Source organism: Pseudofrankia coriaricola, assembly GCF_001854805.1.
In the GTDB taxonomy this organism is placed as follows: Bacteria; Actinomycetota; Actinomycetes; order Frankiales; family Frankiaceae; genus Pseudofrankia.
This window is the reverse complement of the sequence record NZ_MBLO01000220.1, coordinates 128,584-146,667: the sequence shown is the minus strand read 5'-3', so window position 1 is coordinate 146,667 and position 18,084 is coordinate 128,584. Positions and strand designations below refer to the sequence as shown.

General features: G+C 72.3%; 11 protein-coding genes. 3 read left to right on the top strand and 8 right to left on the bottom strand.

The window, feature by feature from the left end; translation table 11 throughout:
* The first annotated feature begins 168 nt into the window (after window positions 1–168).
* The gene (locus BCD48_RS26135; protein WP_071051006.1) at window positions 169–1,308 is read left to right on the top strand and encodes a hypothetical protein; all 1,140 of its coding nucleotides are present in this window, start codon (window positions 169–171) and stop codon (window positions 1,306–1,308) included.
* A gap of 40 nt (window positions 1,309–1,348) precedes the next feature.
* Here the strand turns inward: BCD48_RS26135 and BCD48_RS26130 are convergent, their stop codons facing one another.
* The 3 genes from BCD48_RS26130 to BCD48_RS26120 all read right to left on the bottom strand — a co-directional run bounded on the left by BCD48_RS26130 (window position 1,349) and on the right by BCD48_RS26120 (window position 5,879).
* Window positions 1,349–3,418: a SpoIIE family protein phosphatase gene (locus tag BCD48_RS26130; protein WP_071051005.1), complete on the bottom strand. Its 2,070-nt coding sequence runs from the start codon at window positions 3,416–3,418 to the stop codon at window positions 1,349–1,351.
* A 158-nt stretch (window positions 3,419–3,576) separates the two neighbouring features.
* Window positions 3,577–5,277: a GntT/GntP/DsdX family permease gene (locus tag BCD48_RS26125; RefSeq protein ID WP_241841990.1), complete on the bottom strand. Its 1,701-nt coding sequence runs from the start codon at window positions 5,275–5,277 to the stop codon at window positions 3,577–3,579.
* Window positions 5,274–5,879 carry a gluconokinase gene (locus BCD48_RS26120; protein ID WP_071051004.1) on the bottom strand — a complete coding sequence of 202 codons (606 nt, stop codon included), beginning with the start codon at window positions 5,877–5,879 and terminating at the stop codon, window positions 5,274–5,276. The genes BCD48_RS26125 and BCD48_RS26120 overlap by 4 nt, the downstream gene beginning before the upstream one ends.
* A gap of 920 nt (window positions 5,880–6,799) precedes the next feature.
* On the opposite strand from BCD48_RS26120, the gene BCD48_RS26115 reads away from it, so the two are divergent.
* Entirely contained in the window at window positions 6,800–7,498 is a 699-nt protein-coding gene (locus BCD48_RS26115; RefSeq protein WP_071051003.1) for a MerR family DNA-binding transcriptional regulator, read from the top strand.
* A 451-nt stretch (window positions 7,499–7,949) separates the two neighbouring features.
* Here the strand turns inward: BCD48_RS26115 and BCD48_RS26110 are convergent, their stop codons facing one another.
* From BCD48_RS26110 to BCD48_RS49660, 4 genes are all read right to left on the bottom strand, one after another.
* The gene (locus BCD48_RS26110) at window positions 7,950–10,901 is read right to left on the bottom strand and encodes an ATP-binding cassette domain-containing protein (protein ID WP_071051002.1); all 2,952 of its coding nucleotides are present in this window, start codon (window positions 10,899–10,901) and stop codon (window positions 7,950–7,952) included.
* Between the two features lie 420 nt (window positions 10,902–11,321).
* On the bottom strand, window positions 11,322–12,185 hold the full coding sequence (locus BCD48_RS26105; RefSeq protein WP_083419205.1) for an enoyl-CoA hydratase/isomerase family protein: 864 nt from the start codon (window positions 12,183–12,185) through the stop codon (window positions 11,322–11,324).
* Between the two features lie 215 nt (window positions 12,186–12,400).
* Window positions 12,401–13,717: an ATP-binding protein gene (locus BCD48_RS26100; RefSeq protein ID WP_071051001.1), complete on the bottom strand. Its 1,317-nt coding sequence runs from the start codon at window positions 13,715–13,717 to the stop codon at window positions 12,401–12,403.
* Between the two features lie 331 nt (window positions 13,718–14,048).
* The gene (locus tag BCD48_RS49660) at window positions 14,049–14,567 is read right to left on the bottom strand and encodes a hypothetical protein (RefSeq protein ID WP_071051000.1); all 519 of its coding nucleotides are present in this window, start codon (window positions 14,565–14,567) and stop codon (window positions 14,049–14,051) included.
* Between BCD48_RS49660 and BCD48_RS49655 the strand changes: the two genes are divergently transcribed.
* Complete coding sequence (locus BCD48_RS49655) at window positions 14,551–15,105, top strand: hypothetical protein (protein WP_131804105.1); 555 nt, start codon at window positions 14,551–14,553, stop codon at window positions 15,103–15,105. The two genes, BCD48_RS49660 and BCD48_RS49655, sit on opposite strands and share 17 nt — an antisense overlap.
* Before the next feature lie 131 nt (window positions 15,106–15,236).
* On the opposite strand, the gene BCD48_RS26085 is transcribed toward BCD48_RS49655, so the two are convergent.
* Window positions 15,237–18,065, bottom strand: coding sequence for an FHA domain-containing protein (locus BCD48_RS26085; protein ID WP_491677172.1), 2,829 nt, complete (start codon window positions 18,063–18,065; stop codon window positions 15,237–15,239).
* Window positions 18,066–18,084 lie beyond the last annotated feature (19 nt).

The following is an 18,084-nucleotide window of genomic DNA, read 5'->3' as shown; positions in this document are numbered from 1 at the left end:
CCACGGCTGGCCATGTTCACCCGTTCCGGGGCCGTTGTCCGTGGACGATGCGGCCGTTGTTCGCTATACAGCAGGTCACGACAAAGCGTCGCTTCCATGCCAGGAGGTCGGCCTGATGCATTGCCCCGCGCTGTCATCCGTCGCGCCACCGTTCGTCGGAGCCCGGTCATGACGGCCGTGACGACCGCGCGGGTCGCTCCCCAACTGCCCGCCTCCCGCCGCCCGCGCTGGATCCGGTCGGCTGGCTACGACCTGACCGTCGCGGCCCTGTGGGTGCCGTTCGCGCTCGCCGCGTGGGCGGTCTCCGGCAACGCGCCGGCCGTGCGCTGGCTGGTCGCGGCGACGCTGATGTTCTCGGTCATGCACCAGCCGCTGACGCTCCTGCTGGTCTACGGAGACCGCCGGCAGTTCGCCACCCGGAGGGCCGTGTTCGTCGTCAGCCCGTTCGTCCTCGCCGGGCTGGTGCTGTTCGGGCTGTATGTCAGCCTGGCGCTCCTCGCCGTCATCGCGGCGACGTGGAACGCCGTGCACACCCTGCAGCAGCGCTACGGCCTCACCCGGATCTACGGCCGCAAGGCTGGCGACAGCCACGGCAACCTCGAGCGCATGGTGCTCTACGGCGCCCTGGTGACCGCCGTCCTCGCCGCGGCCGCCGCCGACGGGACCGCGGACAAGATCGCCGCCGCCGACCTCGGCGGCGCCAACCGGCGCGCCCTGGACCTGCTCACCGACGCGGCGCCCGTCGCCCGGGTCCTGCTGCCGTTCGCCGCGCTGTTCGCGCTGGTCGCGCTCGCGCGCTGGGTGCTCGCCGAGCGCCGCCACGCCACCGCCAACCCGGCAAAGTGGATCTATGTCGGCTCCACCCTCGCGCTGATCGCGCTGATCGCCGTCAACCCGCTGCTCGGCTTCGTCGCCTACGTCGGCGCACACGCCGCCGAGTACTTCCTGATCGTCCACCACCATCTGGAGGGCCGTTACCGGCCGCGGGCCAAGCCCGGCGCGCCCGCCCCCGACACCGCGGACCTGCGCACGGGGCCTGTCTCGGCGGTGGTGCGCTCCAGGGCCGGCCGCACCGGCTTCCTGGCCGCCTACCTGGCGGGCATCGGCGCGGTCCTGGCCGGCCTGACCTCGGTCGGCTATCCGTACTTCACGCTGTTCGTGCTCATCGCCGGCGGGCTGCACCTGTTCTACGACGGCCTGATCTGGAAGCTGCGCCGCCCCGACGTCGGCCGCGGCTTCGGCCTGCCCGGCGGCACGGCTGGGGCCACACCCGCCCCCACGGCCGCTCCCGGCGCCGGCCCCGCCTGATCTGCCCGGCACGCTGAGCCACCGGAGCCCGCCGGTGGCGTCAGCTCGTGGCGACGACGAGCAGGCACAGGTCGTCCTCACGCTCCCGCGGGGCGACCGCGCGCAGGATGTGGTCGCAGAGGGCGCCGGGATCCTCAGGGGGCCGCAGCGCGGCCGCCGCGGCCGCGGCGAGCGCCGCGAGCTGATCTGTCAGCGATCGGCCCCGGCGCTCGACCAGGCCGTCGCTGTAAAGCAGGAGCCCCGCTCCCGGCGGGAGCTGCACGCTGCTCTGGCCGTAGGTGGCCGAGGTGTCGACGCCGAGGATCGGGCCGTGCACGTCCTCCAGGTACCGCGTCGCCCCGACTCCTCCCGCCTCGCCCGCTTCGGGTTCGGCGGCCAGGAGAAGCGGTGGCGGGTGCCCGGCGCATGACCAGGTCAGCCAGCCCGTCTCGGGATCCAGATGGGCGACCACGGCGGTCGCGAGCGCCTCGTCCGTCCGTTCGCCGAGGTTGGCCGACAGCTGGGTGGTGATGTCCGCCGGCGGCTGCAGCTGCAGCGCATAGGCCCGGGCGGCGTGCCGCAGCTCGGCCATGGTCGAGACCGCCAGCAGGCCGTGGCCGCCGACGTCGCCGACCACGAGGCTCACCGTTCCGTCGGAGAGCACCGTCGCGTCGTACCAGTCGCCGCCGATCCCGATGTCGCGGGCGGCCGGCAGGTAGCGGGCGGCCAGCCGTACGTGGTCGAGGTCGGGAAGCGTCCGAGGCAGGACGGCGCGCTGCAGCGTCTCGACGGTGGACATCTGCCGTTCGTAGAGGCGGGCCCGTTCGATCGCCTGGGCGAACGGGCCGACGAGGGTGAGCAGGAAACGGCGCTCGTCCTCGTCGAAGACCCGCGGGGTCGGCCAGCCCAGCAGCATCACGCCGATCGGGCGCCCTGACACGATCAACGGCAGGCTGGCCATCGCGTCGATGCTCATCGCGTCAAGGTTCGGCGCCCGGTCCGGGAAGTCGCGCAGGTAGCCCGCCCGGCTCTCGTCGAACCGGGGCTGACCGGTATGTAGCAGCTGGGCGGTGACGGCCGGGCCGAAATCGGGCATCCGCGCCCAGGCTCGGGTGAGGAAGTCCGAGTGCGGCCGGGTGATGACCCGCGGCGGGCCGTCATCCTCCAGCAGCACGACGCCGGTGAAGTGCACGCCGAGGTTGGATGTGCTCGTCCGGGTGGCGACGTCACACAGCTCGTCCACCGTCAGGGCCTGGCCGAGCTCGACCGTGACGTCGAGCAACTGCCGGGAGCGGCGCAGAGCCGACGACAGCGACCCGATCAGCTCCGCCCGCTCCGCGTCGGCGCGGTGGCGCGCGTCGGCGTTGCGCATCGTGACGACCAGGCCGTCGGGGATCGTGAACATGCGGACCGCCCACCACACGCCGGCCGCGTCGGTCTCCTCGACCTCGAGCACCGTGGCCGAGTTCGACTCCCCTGGCGCGACCGGGTCGGCGCGTCGGCGGCGCAGCTCCGCTACGTGGTCGCGGACCGGGGAGAGGGGCAGGTCCGCGGCCGCCCGGCCCACGATGTCCTGGCGAGCCATGCCGAACTGCCGCACCGCCTCGATGTTCGCGTAGACGATCGTGTCGTCCTCGTCGAGCACGAGCACGATGTCGCTCACGTGGTCGAGCGCCCGGGCGACCCGTTCCCGCACCGTGCGGGCCGAGGTCCGGTCGGTCGTGAAGCCGATGACGCGCAGCGTGTCGTCCGCCGCGTCGACGAGCACCCCGGCGCGTGTCTGCACCCAGGTCACCGCGCCGTCCGGGTGTATCACCCGGTACTCCTCCAGGAAGGTGCTTCTCGCGCGCAGTGCCACATCCCGGGCACGCAGGAACGTCGCCCGCTCGTCGGGATGCACCCTCGCCAGGACGTCGTCTATCGACACCGGCCCCGCGTCCTTACCCAGGCCGAGCAGCCGGGCGGCGGCACAGTCGGCGAGCACCCGCCCGCTGCCGACATCCCAGTCCCACAGCCCGATGCCGACACCCGAGACGGCCCGGTGCAGGCGGGCCGCATCGAGGTCGGCCGGGTCCCAGCCGACGGCACCCTGGCCCGCCTGGAACGTCCGCGTGTCCGGCCCTTCGTCCATCGCAGCCCATGTACCCGGCGTATCGCCACGCAAGCGGTTGGTAGCCACCGATCGTGGTCCCGCGCGGCGATGCCGCCGGGCCGACATTGGCTGCGGCGGCACCACCACTAGGTGCGGATGAGGCGACGGGGGCCGGAGCGGTCCCAGCCAAGCGCGCGTCAGGTGATCGCGTAGAGGAGGGCGACGAAGCCGAAGCCGACGGCGGAGACCAGGGTCTCCATGACGGACCAGGTCTTGATGGTCTGCTGGACGGTGAGGCCGAACAGCTCCTTGACGAGCCAGAAGCCGGCGTCGTTGACGTGGGAGAAGAACAGCGAGCCGGTGCCGATCGCGAGGGCGAGCAGGGCGGCGTGGGTGGGGCTCAGGCCGGCGGCCAGCGGCGCGACGATGCCCGCGGCGGTGACCGTGGCGACGGTCGCCGAACCGGTCGCCAGCCGCAGTGCGACCGCGACCAGGTAGCCCAGGACCAGTACCGAGATGTGCGCGCTGTTCGCCCACGTGGCCACCGAGTCGCCGACGCCGGCGCCGATGAGCGACTGCTTGAACCCGCCGCCCGCACCGACGATGAGGATCACCGCCGCGACCGGACCCACGCTGGCACCGATCTTGGATGACACGTCCTTGCCGCTGAACCCGACCGCGTACCCGAAGGTCACCATCGCGAGCAGCACGGCGAGCGTCAGCGCGGCCAGCGGCTCGCCGATGAAGTCGAATACCACCCGCGCCTGGGACGGGTTCTTGACGTCCGTGTCGATGATGTCCGCGAGCGCCTTGCCCAGCATTAGCGCGACGGGGAACAAGATCGTCGCGAGCGTCACCCCGAAGGACGGCTGGCGACGGGTCTCGACGGCCGAGCCCGCGGTCCCGGTCTCAGTCCCGCTCTCTGTCCGGGTCTCAGCCCCAGCCCGGGTTCCCGTCTCAGCACGGGTCGCGATTTCAGTCCGGATCCCGGTTTCTGCCTCGCTCTTGGTCTCGGCCGCATTCTTGGGTGGCGCTGTCAGCGTGGTGGTCGGCGCGGCGACGACCCCGGCGGCCGGCTCTTCGGCCGCTTCGGCGGGCGCGCTCCCGGCCGTCCCAGCTGGGGCCGTCGCGAGCCGGGTCGACCGTGACCGGCTGGTCGTGGCCGCGTCAGCGGTGTCGACGCCGCCGGCGACGGCGGGCGGCCCGACCGGCACCCAGCGGGCCGCGAGGAGCGAGAACAGCGGGCCGCAGATCACGACGGTCGGCACGGCGACCGCGACGCCGAGCGCGAGCGTGGTACCGAGCTGCGCGTTCACGGCCGAGATCGCCAGCAGCGGCCCCGGATGCGGCGGGACCAGCCCGTGCAGGGCGGACAGGCCGGCGAGCGCCGGGATCGCCACCCGCATCAGCCGCAGCCCGGATCGCTGGGTGACCAGCACGATGACGGGCAGCAGAAGCACGAGCCCGATCTCGAAGAACATCGGCAAACCGATGATCACCGCGACCAGCGCCATCATCCAGGGGATCGCGCGCCCGGACGCGCGGGCCAGCAGCGTGTCGATCACACGATTGGCGCCGCCGGAGTCGGCGAGCAGCTTGCCGAGCATCGCGCCCAGCGCGATGAGCAGCCCGACCTCCTGCAGGGTGCTGCCGACACCCGTCTCGAAATTCTTGATCACGCTGCTGAGGCCGACGCCGGCGGCGAGGCTGACGAAGGCCGAGCCGAGGACGAGCGCCAGGAACGGGTGCAGCTTCGCCCAGACGATCAGGGCGACGATCAGGCCGATCCCGACGAGGGCGACGATGATCAGACGGGTGTCATGGCTGTCCCAGCTGCCCGCCTCGGCCGCCTGCCCGGCGGCGGTCACGGCGGTGGCGGTCACGGCGGTGGCGTTCACCGGCCCACCGCCGGCCGCCAGGAGCCCCCGTCGGCGAGGCCGAGCTTGTCGACGATCGTCTGGGCGGTGGCCGCCGGCGCCGGGCCGACGTCCACGGTGAGCGCGTTCTCGTCCGGGTCGGGCTCCTCGAGGGCGGCGAACTGCGAGTCGAGCAGGCCGGTCGGCATGAAGTGCCCGTGGCGGGCCGTGAGCCGCTGCGCGATGACATCCCGCGAGCCGCGCAGGTACACGAACACCTCGGCGCCGGCGCGCGCACCGCCGGCGACGTCCGCGTCGGCGGCCAGACCCGATCCCGCGACGGTGTCGCCGCGCAGCGTGTCGCGGTAGGCGCGACGCAGCGCCGAGCAGGTGATGACGCCAGGCTCGCCGGCGTCGATCCGCTGGTGGATCCATGACCGCACCGCCGCGAGCCACGGCCAGCGGTCCGTGTCGGTCAGGGGGTGCCCGGATGCCATTTTCTCGATGTTTGCAGGTGGATGCAGGTCGTCGCCCTCCTCGAATGGCCAGCCGAGGCCGGCCGCCAGCAGCGCGGCGACCGTGGACTTGCCGCTTCCTGATACACCCATCAGCACAAGGACTGGGGGCCGCGATTTCGCGGTCATGACGCCTCCGAACGCGACGACTCTGAACCTGGGGGCCGACGAACAGCTGGGCCGGCGGCGCCGGCGCCGCGGTGGCCGTGGCCGCACCGCGACCACGCGTACCCCGCTGACCGCCCGCACCCCTGGACCGGACCGGCGCATCCAGCACGTGACCGGCCAGGCAGCTGGCGCTGTGTGTGAGCAAGTGGCCACCAGGTGACGTGGACGGATCTCGACGGTGGATACATGGCTTGACAAATGGCGTTTTTAGTGGCCTTGCCACGATTTCCGGACAGGCCCGCGCTCAAACCGTTCCGGTCGATCGGCGTCGAGAAACGGTCGACGTACCGCGCCCTGGCTTCTCACGGTGACAGCCAGCTGACCCTGGGCGCCCACCCGCGGGCGACAACCGGCTCGGCGCCGCCCAGGGGGAATCAGCGCGACCGCTGCGCGAGGCCGCGCTGAACATCCCACCAGATCATGGCCGGGCTCATGATCCGGTGGGATATTTGGCGCTCTGACACGCAAGAACGCAATCACCCTGGGGAGCGTCCTGGCGATCGCAGCGTCGACCTCGCGTGGAGCCCAGGCCGGGCTCAGTCGGGGCGCCGCCCGAGCGCTCGTGCGGACCCGCGCTCATCTTGTCCGACGTCAGAGTCACAACCAGCGTCGTTTCATGCCCCGGGCGTCTGACACGACGACCGGGATCCCGCGGGCGTCTGACACGACGCGGGAGAGGAGCATCATTCGCTCGGCGCGCTGGACACCTCCGCCCATCCCGAACCACCGGTTCGCGCCCGGGAACTGGCCAGGCTGAGATCCACACGCGGTGCCCGGCAGTCTCTGGCTGTCGGAGCACCCCTCGGCACAGTCAAGATCAACGCTTTGCCCGGGCCGCGTGCCCTTGATCCTGCCCCTGTGTCAGGCCCTAGCGTCGAAGCATGAAGCCGCCCGCCGAGACGTTGACCATCGGCCAGGTTGCCCGTGCCGCCGGGGTGAGCGTGCGTGTGTTACGGCACTACGACCGCGTCGGGCTGGTGCCGGCAGCGACCCGCACGGTAAGCGGGCACCGCCGGTATTGGCCCGACGTCGTCAGCCGCGTCCGGCACGTCCTCGCTCTGCGGCTGGTCGGGCTGTCGCTGGCCGAGATCGGCGAAGTCATCGACGGAGACGAGGCGCTGCTCGCGGCGCTCATTCGCGCCCGGCGCCGCGAACTGGACACCAGGCTCGCCGACCTGGAGCTGACCCGTCGCCAGCTCCGCGGCGCTGAGCGGGACGCGGGCGACAGCATCCTGACCGCACTGGAGGAGATCATGACCGGTTCTACCTTCACGGCCGAACAGCTCCGCCAGCTTAAGGCGCGGCACTCGAGCACCGCGCTGGCCGACTGGACAGCCCGATCCCGCGAGCTCGACGCCGCGGTGCGCGCCCTCCAGGAATCGGATACCGCACCCACCAGCGACAGCGCCCAAGCGGCAGTGCGGCAATGGCACGCGATCCTGTCCGAGATGTCAGCGGGCGACCCGGATATCGCGGCCGCGATCGTCGCCAAGCTCGACCGCCGCGGCGCCGCGGCCGCCACCGCCGGCGTGATCAGCGAGCAGACCTGGTCCTACCTCCGCCGCGTTCCGACGGGGTGACCGAATGGCGTTTGACCGGCCATGGCCTCAGCCGCGCGCCGTCCTGACCTACCGAGGGCAGTGCGCCGAGCGCGATCTTGCCTAGACCCGTCGAGGCCGTGACGACGCCATCCGTGAAGTCGGGGCATCCGGTGGACACACCCTCCCGGAGATCACCAAGGCCGCCAGCCTCTCGCTCGCAAGCCTCAAGATCTTCCTGTGCGGGACAGGCTGACCGGCGGACCCTTACGTACCTGGCGCCACATGCCTCATAAGCGAAAACTTGAGTAACTTCGTTCCCTCGCCCTGTCGCCGACGATCCCACCACCGCGCGGTCTCTGGTGTTGCCGGCCGCCGGTGGCTTTCCGCTGCCCCACCTGGCCGGGGCAAGCCGGCCCCGCTCGATGCTGACGCGAACGCCGTGCCCCGACGTCGCCGCCGTCCGGGGTGGCCGGCTCGCCGGGCCGTGGCCTCAGCGGCGGCGGCGGGCGACGCGGGGATCGAGGCGGCGCAGGAGGAGACCGGTGACGATGATGCTCAGCACGGCGATGCCGGCCATGCCCGCGAGGTCGGTGAAGTAGACCGAGGAGCTGTGCCGCCAGATCGGGTCCGCGACGGTGCCGGGGTTGACCTTGGGGTCGCCGATCATCTGAATGCGGATGATGTCGACGACCGAGCCGACCGCGGCGTAGCCCCACCGGGCGGGCGTGAGGTCGCTGACCTGCTCGAGCCCGATCTTGCCGTCCACGGGCAGGAACGCGCCGGTGAACACCAGCTGCGACATCGTCAGCAGCACCAGCAGCGGCATCGTCTTGTCGGCGTTGTCGACCAGCGCCGAGACCACCAGACCCATCATCGCCGACGTGACCGCCGCGACGGCGACCACCAGCATCATCTCCAGCAGCGGGAAGTCCGAGAACACGCCCGTGGACGGGGTGCGCCAGGCGACGCCCGCCACGGTGAACGCGATGCTCTGCGCCGTGATGACGACCGTGAGCACGCAGACCTTGGAGCCGAGGTACGCGACGGTGGACAGGCCGATGGCGCGTTCTCGGCGGTAGATCTCGCGTTCCTTGACGATTTCGCGTACCGAGCTGGACGCGCCCATGAAGATCCCGCACAGGATAAGTACCAGCAGCACGAGCGGGGCGTTCCGGTTCGGCTCGCCCGGGTGCAGCATGACGAGTTTTCGCGGAAAGTCGATGATCCGCGGGATCAGGCCGAGCACGAACGGGTAGGCGATGAGCAGCCGCAGGTAGGACCGGTCGGAGACGATGACCCGCAGGTAGCGCCGGGACAGCGTGAGCATCTGTGACAGCACGGACTGCTGGCGAATGCCGGGCAGCGGCGGTGGCGCCGGCCTCGCGGTCGGCACCCTGGCCGCCTTGACGTGATACTCCGACTCGCGGTAGCGACGCGCGAGCACGGCGGCACCGCGATCGGACCGCAGGACGCGGAAGGCCTGCGACCAGCTGGCCGCGCCCAGGAATGACAGGGCGTGTTGTGGTGGGCCGAAGTAGGCGACGTGGCCGCCTTTGGCGAGGACGAGGACGTAGTCGCACAGTTCGAGTTGGGCGACGCTGTGGGTGACGACGACGACGGTTCGGCCGCCGTCGGCGAGCCGGCGCAGCGACTCCATCACCTCCTTGTCCAGGCCGGGGTCGAGGCCGGAGGTTGGTTCGTCGAGGTAGAGCAGGGTCGGCTGGGTGAGCAGCTCGAGGGCGACGCTGGTGCGCTTGCGCTGCCCGCCCGACAGCGTCGAGACCTGCCGGTCGACGAGGTCGACGGCGTGCCCCTTGGCCCGGCCGCCGTTGCCGTTCCCGCCGTCGGCGCCGGCGCCGTTTCCGTTGACGGCCACCGGGCCGCCTGGCTGCCCGTCGGCGAACTCCGGGCCGAGGAACAGGTCGAGGCCGAGGTCGCCGCTGCCGGTGAGGCCGAGCTCGTTGAGAACCGCGTCGACGCGTGCCCGGCGTTCCTCTCTGGTGGTCTCGGCGGGGAAACGCAGCTCGGCGCCGTACTCGAGGGCCTGCCGGACGGTGAGGGCGGTGTGCAGGATGTCGTCCTGCGGTACGTAGCCGATCCGGCGGCGCAGCTCGTCGTACTCGTCGTACAGGTCCCGGCCGGTGTAGCGGACGCTGCCGACGTCCGCCGGGCGGAAGCCGGTGAGCGCGTTCAGCAGCGTCGACTTGCCCGCGCCGCTGGGACCGATGACGGCGAGCAGCGCGCGACCGGGCAGCTGAAAGGTCACGTCGTGCAGCAGCCGGGTGCCGCCGATGTCGACCGAGAGGCCCTCGACCTCGAAGGTGACGTCGCCCGAGTCGAGGTACTCGACGAGCTGCGTCTCGGTGACGCGGAAGAGGTGATGCCCGATCCCGACCGTGTCGCCGAGGGCCAGCACCCGGCGGTCGATCCGCTGGCCGTTGACGAACGTGCCGTTCGCCGAGCCGAGGTCGACGATCTGCAGGCCGCTGCGGCCGACGAACAGCTCGGCGTGCTCCCGGGAGGCCAGCAGGTCGCCGACGACGATGTCGTTGGTCAGCGCCCGACCGATTCCCATCCGCCCCGGGCGCAGCGGGTGGGCGCGCCCGTCGGCGCCCGGCGCCGTCGGCGGGTGGCCCGGCGAGCCCTCCTGGGCGCCGGGCGGAAGCAGCGGGCCGATCCCCGGCCAGCGGTCTCCCATGTTCAGGGTCGGCATCTGGTAGTGCTCGTCGGTCCCGAGCACATCGGCGCTGCCCGCTGCCTCACCGGGAGCGGCGGCCTCCTCGGGCGCCCACGCGAAGTGGGGTGCCTGGGCGGCGCTGGGCGCCTGAGGCGCCTGAGGCGCTTGGACGGCGGTCGGTGGAGCGGCGCCCGGGAAGGGGGTGGGCTGGATCCCGCCACCAGGCGCGGCCGGCCGCGCCTCGGCGGCCGGGCGGACGGGCGCCGGCGCGCCCGGCACGGGCTGCTGCTGGCTCGGCGTCTGCTGGACCGGTGCCGGTGCCGGTGCCGGTGCCGATGGCGGCGCGCTCGGCGCGGCCTGGGCTTGCGCGGCCTGGGCGGGCGCCGGCTGGGCGGGCGCTGACTGGTCCGCTGGCCGGCGGGCGGCTGGCTGGCCGGGAGCGGCGGCGTGAGCCGGCGCCGTCCCGGTCGCCCCGTCGTGCACCAGCGTGATCCGCGGGCCGTCCGACGCGCCGAGGTTGAGCTCGACCGTCCGCGGCAGCTGGACGCGGCGGGGCATCCGGTGGCCCTCGGACCAGGAGCCGTTGGTGCTGATGTCCACCGCGGCCCAGCCGCCCTCGGACGGCTCGATCATCAGGTGCCGCCGCGACACCCGCCCGTCGCGCACCGTCAGGTCGGACTCGTTGGACCGACCGATCACGAACGGCCGGTCCGGGGGCACATTGACGACGCCCGTGCCGTAGTGAACTTTCAGCCCAGCAGCCACGCCCCGCCTTTCCCGCCGCGCCAGGAAGGTTATCGGTTACGAAGGCTATTCGGAGAGGGAGAGTCGCGGACAGGGCTGGACGAAATGAGCTGCGAGTTGTCGGATATGTGACGAGCGTCCGCCGGCGCCACCGCCGCCGCGCCGGCCAGCCACGGCGACCAGCGGCACCGTGGCGTATGACCCCACTCTGGTGAGCCGCCCACGCAACCCGGCTACCGGATGGTGACGGCGCTCCGGCGCAGCGCCAACTTGGCCACCTCCTCGATCCCGGACCAGACCGACCCCGTCATATGCCTGAACCCGGAGCCACGTAGGGAGCAGGGTCCCTGCCGGATCGGCGAAGCCGATCTGGGAGGTCAGGCTCAGCGCCCGACGGGCCGCGCCCGGTGCCGGGCGCGGAGCGTCCGGCACGGGACGGCCTCAGCGCTCCCACGACGGGACGGCGTACCTCGGCTTGAAGCCGAACTTGGCGGCGCGGTTCAGGAAGTCGGGCGAGTACGACAGGCTCGTGACCGCCAGGCGGTCGATGTGGCGCTGGACCGTGCGGTCGTGCACGTCGGCGTACATGTCGACGACCAGCTTGGCCACCCCGAGGACCTCGGCCGGGATCGTCGTCAGCTCTCGACAGAACGCGTAGACGTCCTCCATGAACGTCTCGGCAGGGAAGACGTCGTGCACCAGACCGATCTGCTTGGCCTGCTCGGCGCCGACCCGCTTGCCGGCCATCGCCATCCACTTTCCCCATCCCGGGCCGACCAGCCTGGTTAGCCGGCTGGTGCCGCCACTGCCGGCGATGGTCCCGATGTGCACCTCGGGGACGCCGAACTCGGCCTGCGGCGTGCAGAACCGGAAGTCGCAGGACACCGCCATCTCCACGCCGGCGCCGAGGCAGATCCCGTTCGCGGCGATGATGATGGGCTTCTCGATCGCCTCGAACTCGTCGTAGAGCAGGTGGTGACTGCGGTAGTCGCGCCGGAGGTTCCAGCCCGGGTGCAGGTGCTGGGTCTCCGGATTTCCCGGCCGGTTGCCCACCGGTTGGGACAGGTCCATGCCGGCGGTGAAGTACGGGCCGACCCCGGTGATCACCAGGCAGCGCAGGTCGTCGCGGTCCGCGAGCATGTCCCCGGCCTGCCACAGCAGCTCGGTGACCTGGGTGCTGATCGCGTTGCGCTTGCGCTGCCGGTCGATGGTCAGGGTGAGAATGCCGTCCTGCTCCGTCAGGCGAGCGTCCTCCTCCGCGTCGGGCGTGGGCTGGTCCTGGGTCTGGCTGTCCTGGCGGCTCACGGTTCTCCCTGACGGCACTCGGTGATGACGGGCTGGACGCCTCTTGGTGTTCGTAGCGCGCCGACCTGCATCGCATCAAGTATTCGGTATACAAAATAACCCGACGTCGCGCTCTCCTGAGCCTGCCTACCGCTCCCGTGCCCGGTCGCGCATCTGATGGCCGCGTCGTGACGGCCCCGTCGGCGGGACCGGAGGCGGTCCCGGCCGCCCGGCGGTCAGTCGCTGTTGAGAGTTCGGCGGACCGTCTCGAGCAGGACGCCTTCGGTGAAAGGTTTCTTCAGCAGGATGACGTCCGCGTCGAGCCGCCCGCGCGCGGCCAGCACGGGGTGGGCGTAGCCGGACATGTAGGCGACGCGGACCGTCGGCAGCAGCGCGCGGATGAGGCCGGCGAGCTCGCCGCCGTGCATGCCCGGCATGATCACATCGGTGATCAGCAGGTCGATGTCATCCCGCGCCTCGTGCCGGCCGCCGACCAGAGCGATCGCCTCGGCGGCGCCGGCGGCGGTCAGCACCTGGTACCCGTTGCGGGCCAGGATGCGCTGCGTCACCTCGCGTATCGCGTCCTCGTCCTCGACGAGCAGGATCGTCTCGCCACCACCCGCGTGGTCGTCCGTGCTGCCCGGCACCGGCACCGTGCTCCGCGGCACCGTCACGAGCGGGCCGGTCTCGGCCGCCTCGGGTAGCAGGCAGGTGACGGTCGTCCCGGCGCCCTCCTCGGAGGCGATCTCGGTGTGCCCGCCGAACTGGCTGATGACGCCGTAGACGGTCGCGAGCCCGAGGCCGGAGCCCTCGCCTTTCACCTTGGTGGTGAAGAACGGCTCGAAGACCAGGCCGAGAAGATCTGCGGGGATGCCGACGCCGTTGTCGCTGACCCGCAGCCGTGCGTGCGGGCCCGGCCGCAGACCGACCCGGGCGGCCACGGTGTCCTCGTCGAGGTCCACGTTCGCCGTGTCGATGCTCAGCACCCCGCCGTCGGGCATCGCCTCGCGCGCGTTCGCCACCAGGTTGACGAGCACCTGCTCCAGCTGGTCATGGTCGGCGAAGACCGATCCCGCGTCGGGATGCAGCGAGATCGTCAGCCGCACCTCCTCGCCGACCAGGTCGCGCAGCGCCTGCTCCAGGTCGGCGACCACCCGGTTGAGGCTCAGCACCCGCGGCTGTATGGCCTCGCGGCGGCCGAACGCGAGCAACTGACGAGTGAGGGCGGTCGCGCGCTCGGCCGCGTGCTGGATCTGCCCGACGTCGTTGAGGACGGCCTTCCACCGGTCATCGCCGGATTCGGCGGCCACCGCGGCGATCTCTTCGGTGACGAAGGAGGCGTAGTTCGTGACAACGGCGAGGAGGTTGTTGAAGTCGTGCGCTATTCCGCCGGCGAGCTTGCCGAGGCTTTCCAGCCGCCGCGCCTCGAGCCGCCGCGCCTCGAGCCGCCGCGCCTCGAGCCGATGCCGCTCCGCGTCGGCCGATAACCGCTCGCCCTCGGCCTGTGCGGCGAGCGGGTCCTGCGCCTGAGTAAGGCGTCTTCGCTGGGCCACGCTACGCATTTCTCCCGCCGTCGGTTGTGCCGCCCCCGGCCTCCTGGCTGGGAACCAGGCGGCCGCGACAACGAGGGGCTGCGAAGTATCCACCGAACCCGCGCGAAACCGGCGCGGATCGGCCCGATCATAGTTGGGCGCTTCGGATGGCACCGAGGTGCCCACCGCCAGTGACGCCGGCCACGCCGCCCGTCCCGCTCCGGCGCCGCCGGCCCGCCGGATCGGGATGGTTCGTCGCCGTTTCGGCATTTCCCTGGACTGCCCGCGAGGCCGATGATGGACTTGCCGAGACGTCGATCGACAGGTGCGCCGTGTCCGAGCCCAACTGGCCTCACTCTGAGTCACACCCGCAGCCCCCGGAGCAGCCGGGCTGGCCGCGGTCATCTCCGCCGCCCGCCGCGGATGACGAGTTCGACGACGACGTGACTGTCGTGCTGCCACCGCCTGCTGCGCCGCCAGCCCTGCCGCCAGCCCCGCCGCCTGCCCCGGCCGCGCCGCCGGCGACCCAGCCGCCGCTGACGCCGTGGCCCGCGGCGGCGGTCGCCCCGGCGACGCCGTGGCCGGCACCGGCACCGACACCGGCGCCGGCTGCGGTGGCTCCGGCGACGCCGTGGCCGGCGCCGGCGGCCTGGCCGCCACCCGTGGCGGCGCCAGCGCCCGCGACGCCGCCTCCGTTCCAGCCGTGGGCACAGCCACCCGTGCCCCCGATGACGCCCGGGCCACCGACCGGGCCGGTGCCCGTCGCCGGGCCACCGCCGATGGCGCCGAGCCCGGGCTTCGCCTCGGCGCCGGGGCCCGGGCCGGGGCGCGGCCGGGGAGTCCAGACGCTGCCCGTGCTCGACCAGATCATCGTCGGTGTGTCCTGCGTGCTGATCCTCACCGCGGTCGTCCTGACGGCGCTCGCGCCGATCTACCCCAGCCGCGGGCAGACGGCCAAGGAGTTCGCCAGCCGGTACCCCGTTCCGGCCGGTGCCTCCGGCTCGCCTGCGCCGTCGGCGCCGGCGCCGGGAACGCCCACTCCGAGCGCCGTGCCGTCGGCGAGCGCGGGGCAGCTTCCGGCGGTCATGCGGGGCACCTGGTCCGGCACGGTGGTGCAGCAGTACACCCGGGACAACAGCAGTAACTACAGCGTCACCATCACGTTGACGGGCGGAACTGTCGGCAGCGTCGTCGGCACGTCGAGCTACCCGACGAGTCCCTGTTCCGGTGACCTGCAGCTCAGGGCCGTCGGGACGACGGTGGAGGTGTTCGAGCACATCACCATCGGAGCGAGCAAGTGCTTCGACACGACGCTGTTCCTGACACTCAACGGGAACGACGGCCTGACCTACCACTTCGACGACGTGGGCTACGGCACCGGCGACGCGGAGCTCACCCGGCAGGGGTGACGCGCCGACCCCTCGGGCGGTCAGGGCCGGCGGTGACCTGGGGCGCGGGAGCGAAGTGGTGGGAGAGGTCGCCGACGAGGTGCTGGCGGTCGCGGCGTTCGACGAAGCGCCAGGCTCCGGTGGTGCGTCGGCTAGCGCCGTCGGGCGGCGCGCGGCGCGGCGCGGCGCAGGATGCGGGGGTCCAGGCGCCGAAGCAGTAGGGCGGTGATGACCGCGTAGATGACGCCTAGGGCGACGGTGCCGCCGAGAGCGACCAGGAACGTCGTGGGCGTGTGGTGCCACAGCGGGTCGAGGACAAATTCCGGGTTGAACCGCGGGTCGTCCAGCTTCTCGACGTCGACGAGGTTCGTCGCCGACGCGAGCCCCGCGAAGCCCCAGCGGGCGGGGAACACGTAGCTGACCTGCTCCAACCCGATCCGGCCGGTGACGCGCATCAGGACGCCGGCGAAGACGATCTGCGCCATCGACACCAGCACCAGCAACGGCATGGTCTTGTCGGCGTCGTCGACGAGCGCCGAGATCATCAGGCCGAGCATCGTCGACGCGAGCGCGGTCGCCGTCACCACCGCGAGCAGCTCCAGCAACGGGTAGCTGGACACCACCCCGACCGCCGACGTGCGGCCGGCCAGACCGATCGCCGTCACGATGGCGCTCTGCACGGCGGTGACGAGCGCCAGCACGCAGATCTTGGAGCCGAGATAGGCGGTGGTCGACAGGCCGATCCCGCGTTCTCGGCGGTAGATCTCGCGTTCCTTGACGATTTCGCGGACGGCGTTGGCGGCGCCCATGAAGCAGATACACAGGACGAGGACCAGCAGGATCGGCTCTACCTGCCGGTTCGGCATGCCGGTCGGCCTTGCCGTGAGCCCAAACGGCGCGTCCATCACCCGCGGGATCAGGCCGAGCACGAAGGGGTAGGCGATGACGAGCCGCAGGTAGGACCGGTCGGAGACGATGACCCGCAGGTAGCGGCGCGACAGCGTGCCCAGCTGGGCGAACACCGACTGCTGTCGGATGCTCGGCAGCGCGACGGGTCGTGGCCGCGCGGTCGGCACGACCGTCGCGCCCTGGATGAAATGGCTGGACGCGCGGTAGCGGCGCACGACGTCCGTCGAGCCCTCGGTCGTCTGCAGGGCGCGGAAGGCGTCCGCCCAGTCCGCCTCTCCGAGGAACGGCAGGGCGTGTTGTGGTGGGCCGAAGTAGGCGACGTGGCCGCCTTTGGCGAGGACGAGGACGTAGTCGCACAGTTCGAGTTGGGCGACGCTGTGGGTGACGACGACGACGGTTCGGCCGCCGTCGGCGAGCCGGCGCAGCGACTCCATCACCTCCTTGTCCAGGCCGGGGTCGAGGCCGGAGGTTGGTTCGTCGAGGTAGAGCAGGGTCGGCTGGGTGAGCAGCTCGAGGGCGACGCTGGTGCGCTTGCGCTGCCCGCCCGACAGCTTGGCCACCTGCCGGTCGGCGGGCCCGCCCGCCAGGCCGAGTTCGGCCAGCACCGCGTCGACCCGTGCGCCGCGTTCCTGTCTCGTGGTCTCGGCGGGGAAACGCAGCTGCGCGCCGTACTCGAGGGCCTGGCGGACCGTCAGCGAGGTGTGCAGGATGTCGTCCTGCGGTACGTAGCCGATCCGGCGGCGCAGCTCGTCGTACTCGGCGTACAGATCGCGACCGCCATAGCGCACCGCGCCGACGTTCGCCGGGCGGAACCCCGTGAGCGCGCCGAGCAGCGTCGACTTCCCGGCGCCGCTGGGCCCGATGACGGCGAGCAGTGACCGGCCCGGCAGCCGGAACGAGACGTCATGCAGCAGCCGCGTGTCACCGACGTCGACGCACAGGCCGTCGACCTCGAACGCCACATCGCCGGTGTCGAGGTACTCGACGAGCTCACCGTCGCCGGCGCGCAGGATGTGGTGGCCGATGGCGACGACGTCGCCGACGGCGAGCAGCCTGCGCTCGACCCGCTGGCCGTTGACGAACGTGCCGTTCGCCGAGCCGAGGTCGACCACCTCGACGCCGCTGCGGCCGACGAGCACCTCCGCGTGCTGCCGGGAGGCCAGCAGGTCACCGACCACGATGTCGTTGTCCAGGGCACGCCCGATCGACGTCGCGCCCTGGGTGAGCCGGTGGACGCGCCCCTCGCCCGGCCCGGCGGCGTCGGGCCCGCCTCGGCCGGCGCGCGGCAGCAGCGGGCCGGACAGCTGGTCCAGGTCGTCGCGCATCATGGTCCGCAGCTCGTGGTGGCCGTCCGCGGGATCGTCGGGCTCGTCGAAGTCCGCCTCGGCGGCGGCCTTGGCGTCCGCCTCGATCAGTGCCTCGATGGCGTCCCCTTCGAGGCTGTCATCGGCATCGACGAGGTTCAGCCCCGCGTCGGCGCCCTGGTCCGCGCCGTCGCCGGTGTTGGCGCCGCCGCCAGCACCGGCGACGGCGACATCCTGGCCGGGCTCGGCGACGGCCGGAGCGGGCGAGGCGGCCCTCCGGACGGCCGCGGCCGGCGGGATCGAGGTGATGGGCACCCGCTCGGTGGCCGGAGTGGGGACGGTGGCTCCCGGCCCGGCGGTCAGTCCGCCGATGCCGACGCGCGGCGGAGGGCCGGCCCGAGGCCTGGCCTGAGGCCTGGTCCGCGGCGCCGTCGCGGGCGAGGGGCTCGCGACGGGTGGCGCCTCGGGGACCTGGGGGAGCGGCAGGTCTGGTGGCTCCACCGTGAGATACGCCGCGGGTGATCTCGTCCCGACCCGCGGCCGCTCCCGGCCGGGGGCCGGGGCCGGGAGCAGGGTGACCTCCGGCCCGTCCGCCGTGCCGAGCCGCAGGCTCACCTCGCCCCGCAGCTCGACCCTGCGCACCCGCTTCCCGTCGTGCCAGGTGCCGTTGCTGCTGAGGTCGACGACAGCCCAGCCGTCGTGCGCCGGCTCGATCAGCAGGTGGCGCCGCGACACGCGGCTGTCGGCCAGGACCAGGTCCGACGCCACGGAGCGGCCTACCACGAAC

Bases quoted from the DNA above. Each gene is read 5' to 3' on its own strand.
- BCD48_RS49660 (WP_071051000.1), bottom strand. From the start codon at position 14,567: ATGATCTGGTCGAGCACGGGCAGCGTCTGGACTCCCCGGCCGCGCCCC.
- BCD48_RS26115 (WP_071051003.1), top strand. From the start codon at position 6,800: ATGAAGCCGCCCGCCGAGACGTTGACCATCGGCCAGGTTGCCCGTGCC.
- BCD48_RS26120 (WP_071051004.1), bottom strand. From the start codon at position 5,879: ATGACCGCGAAATCGCGGCCCCCAGTCCTTGTGCTGATGGGTGTATCA.
- BCD48_RS26130 (WP_071051005.1), bottom strand. From the start codon at position 3,418: ATGGACGAAGGGCCGGACACGCGGACGTTCCAGGCGGGCCAGGGTGCC.
- BCD48_RS26135 (WP_071051006.1), top strand. From the start codon at position 169: ATGACGGCCGTGACGACCGCGCGGGTCGCTCCCCAACTGCCCGCCTCC.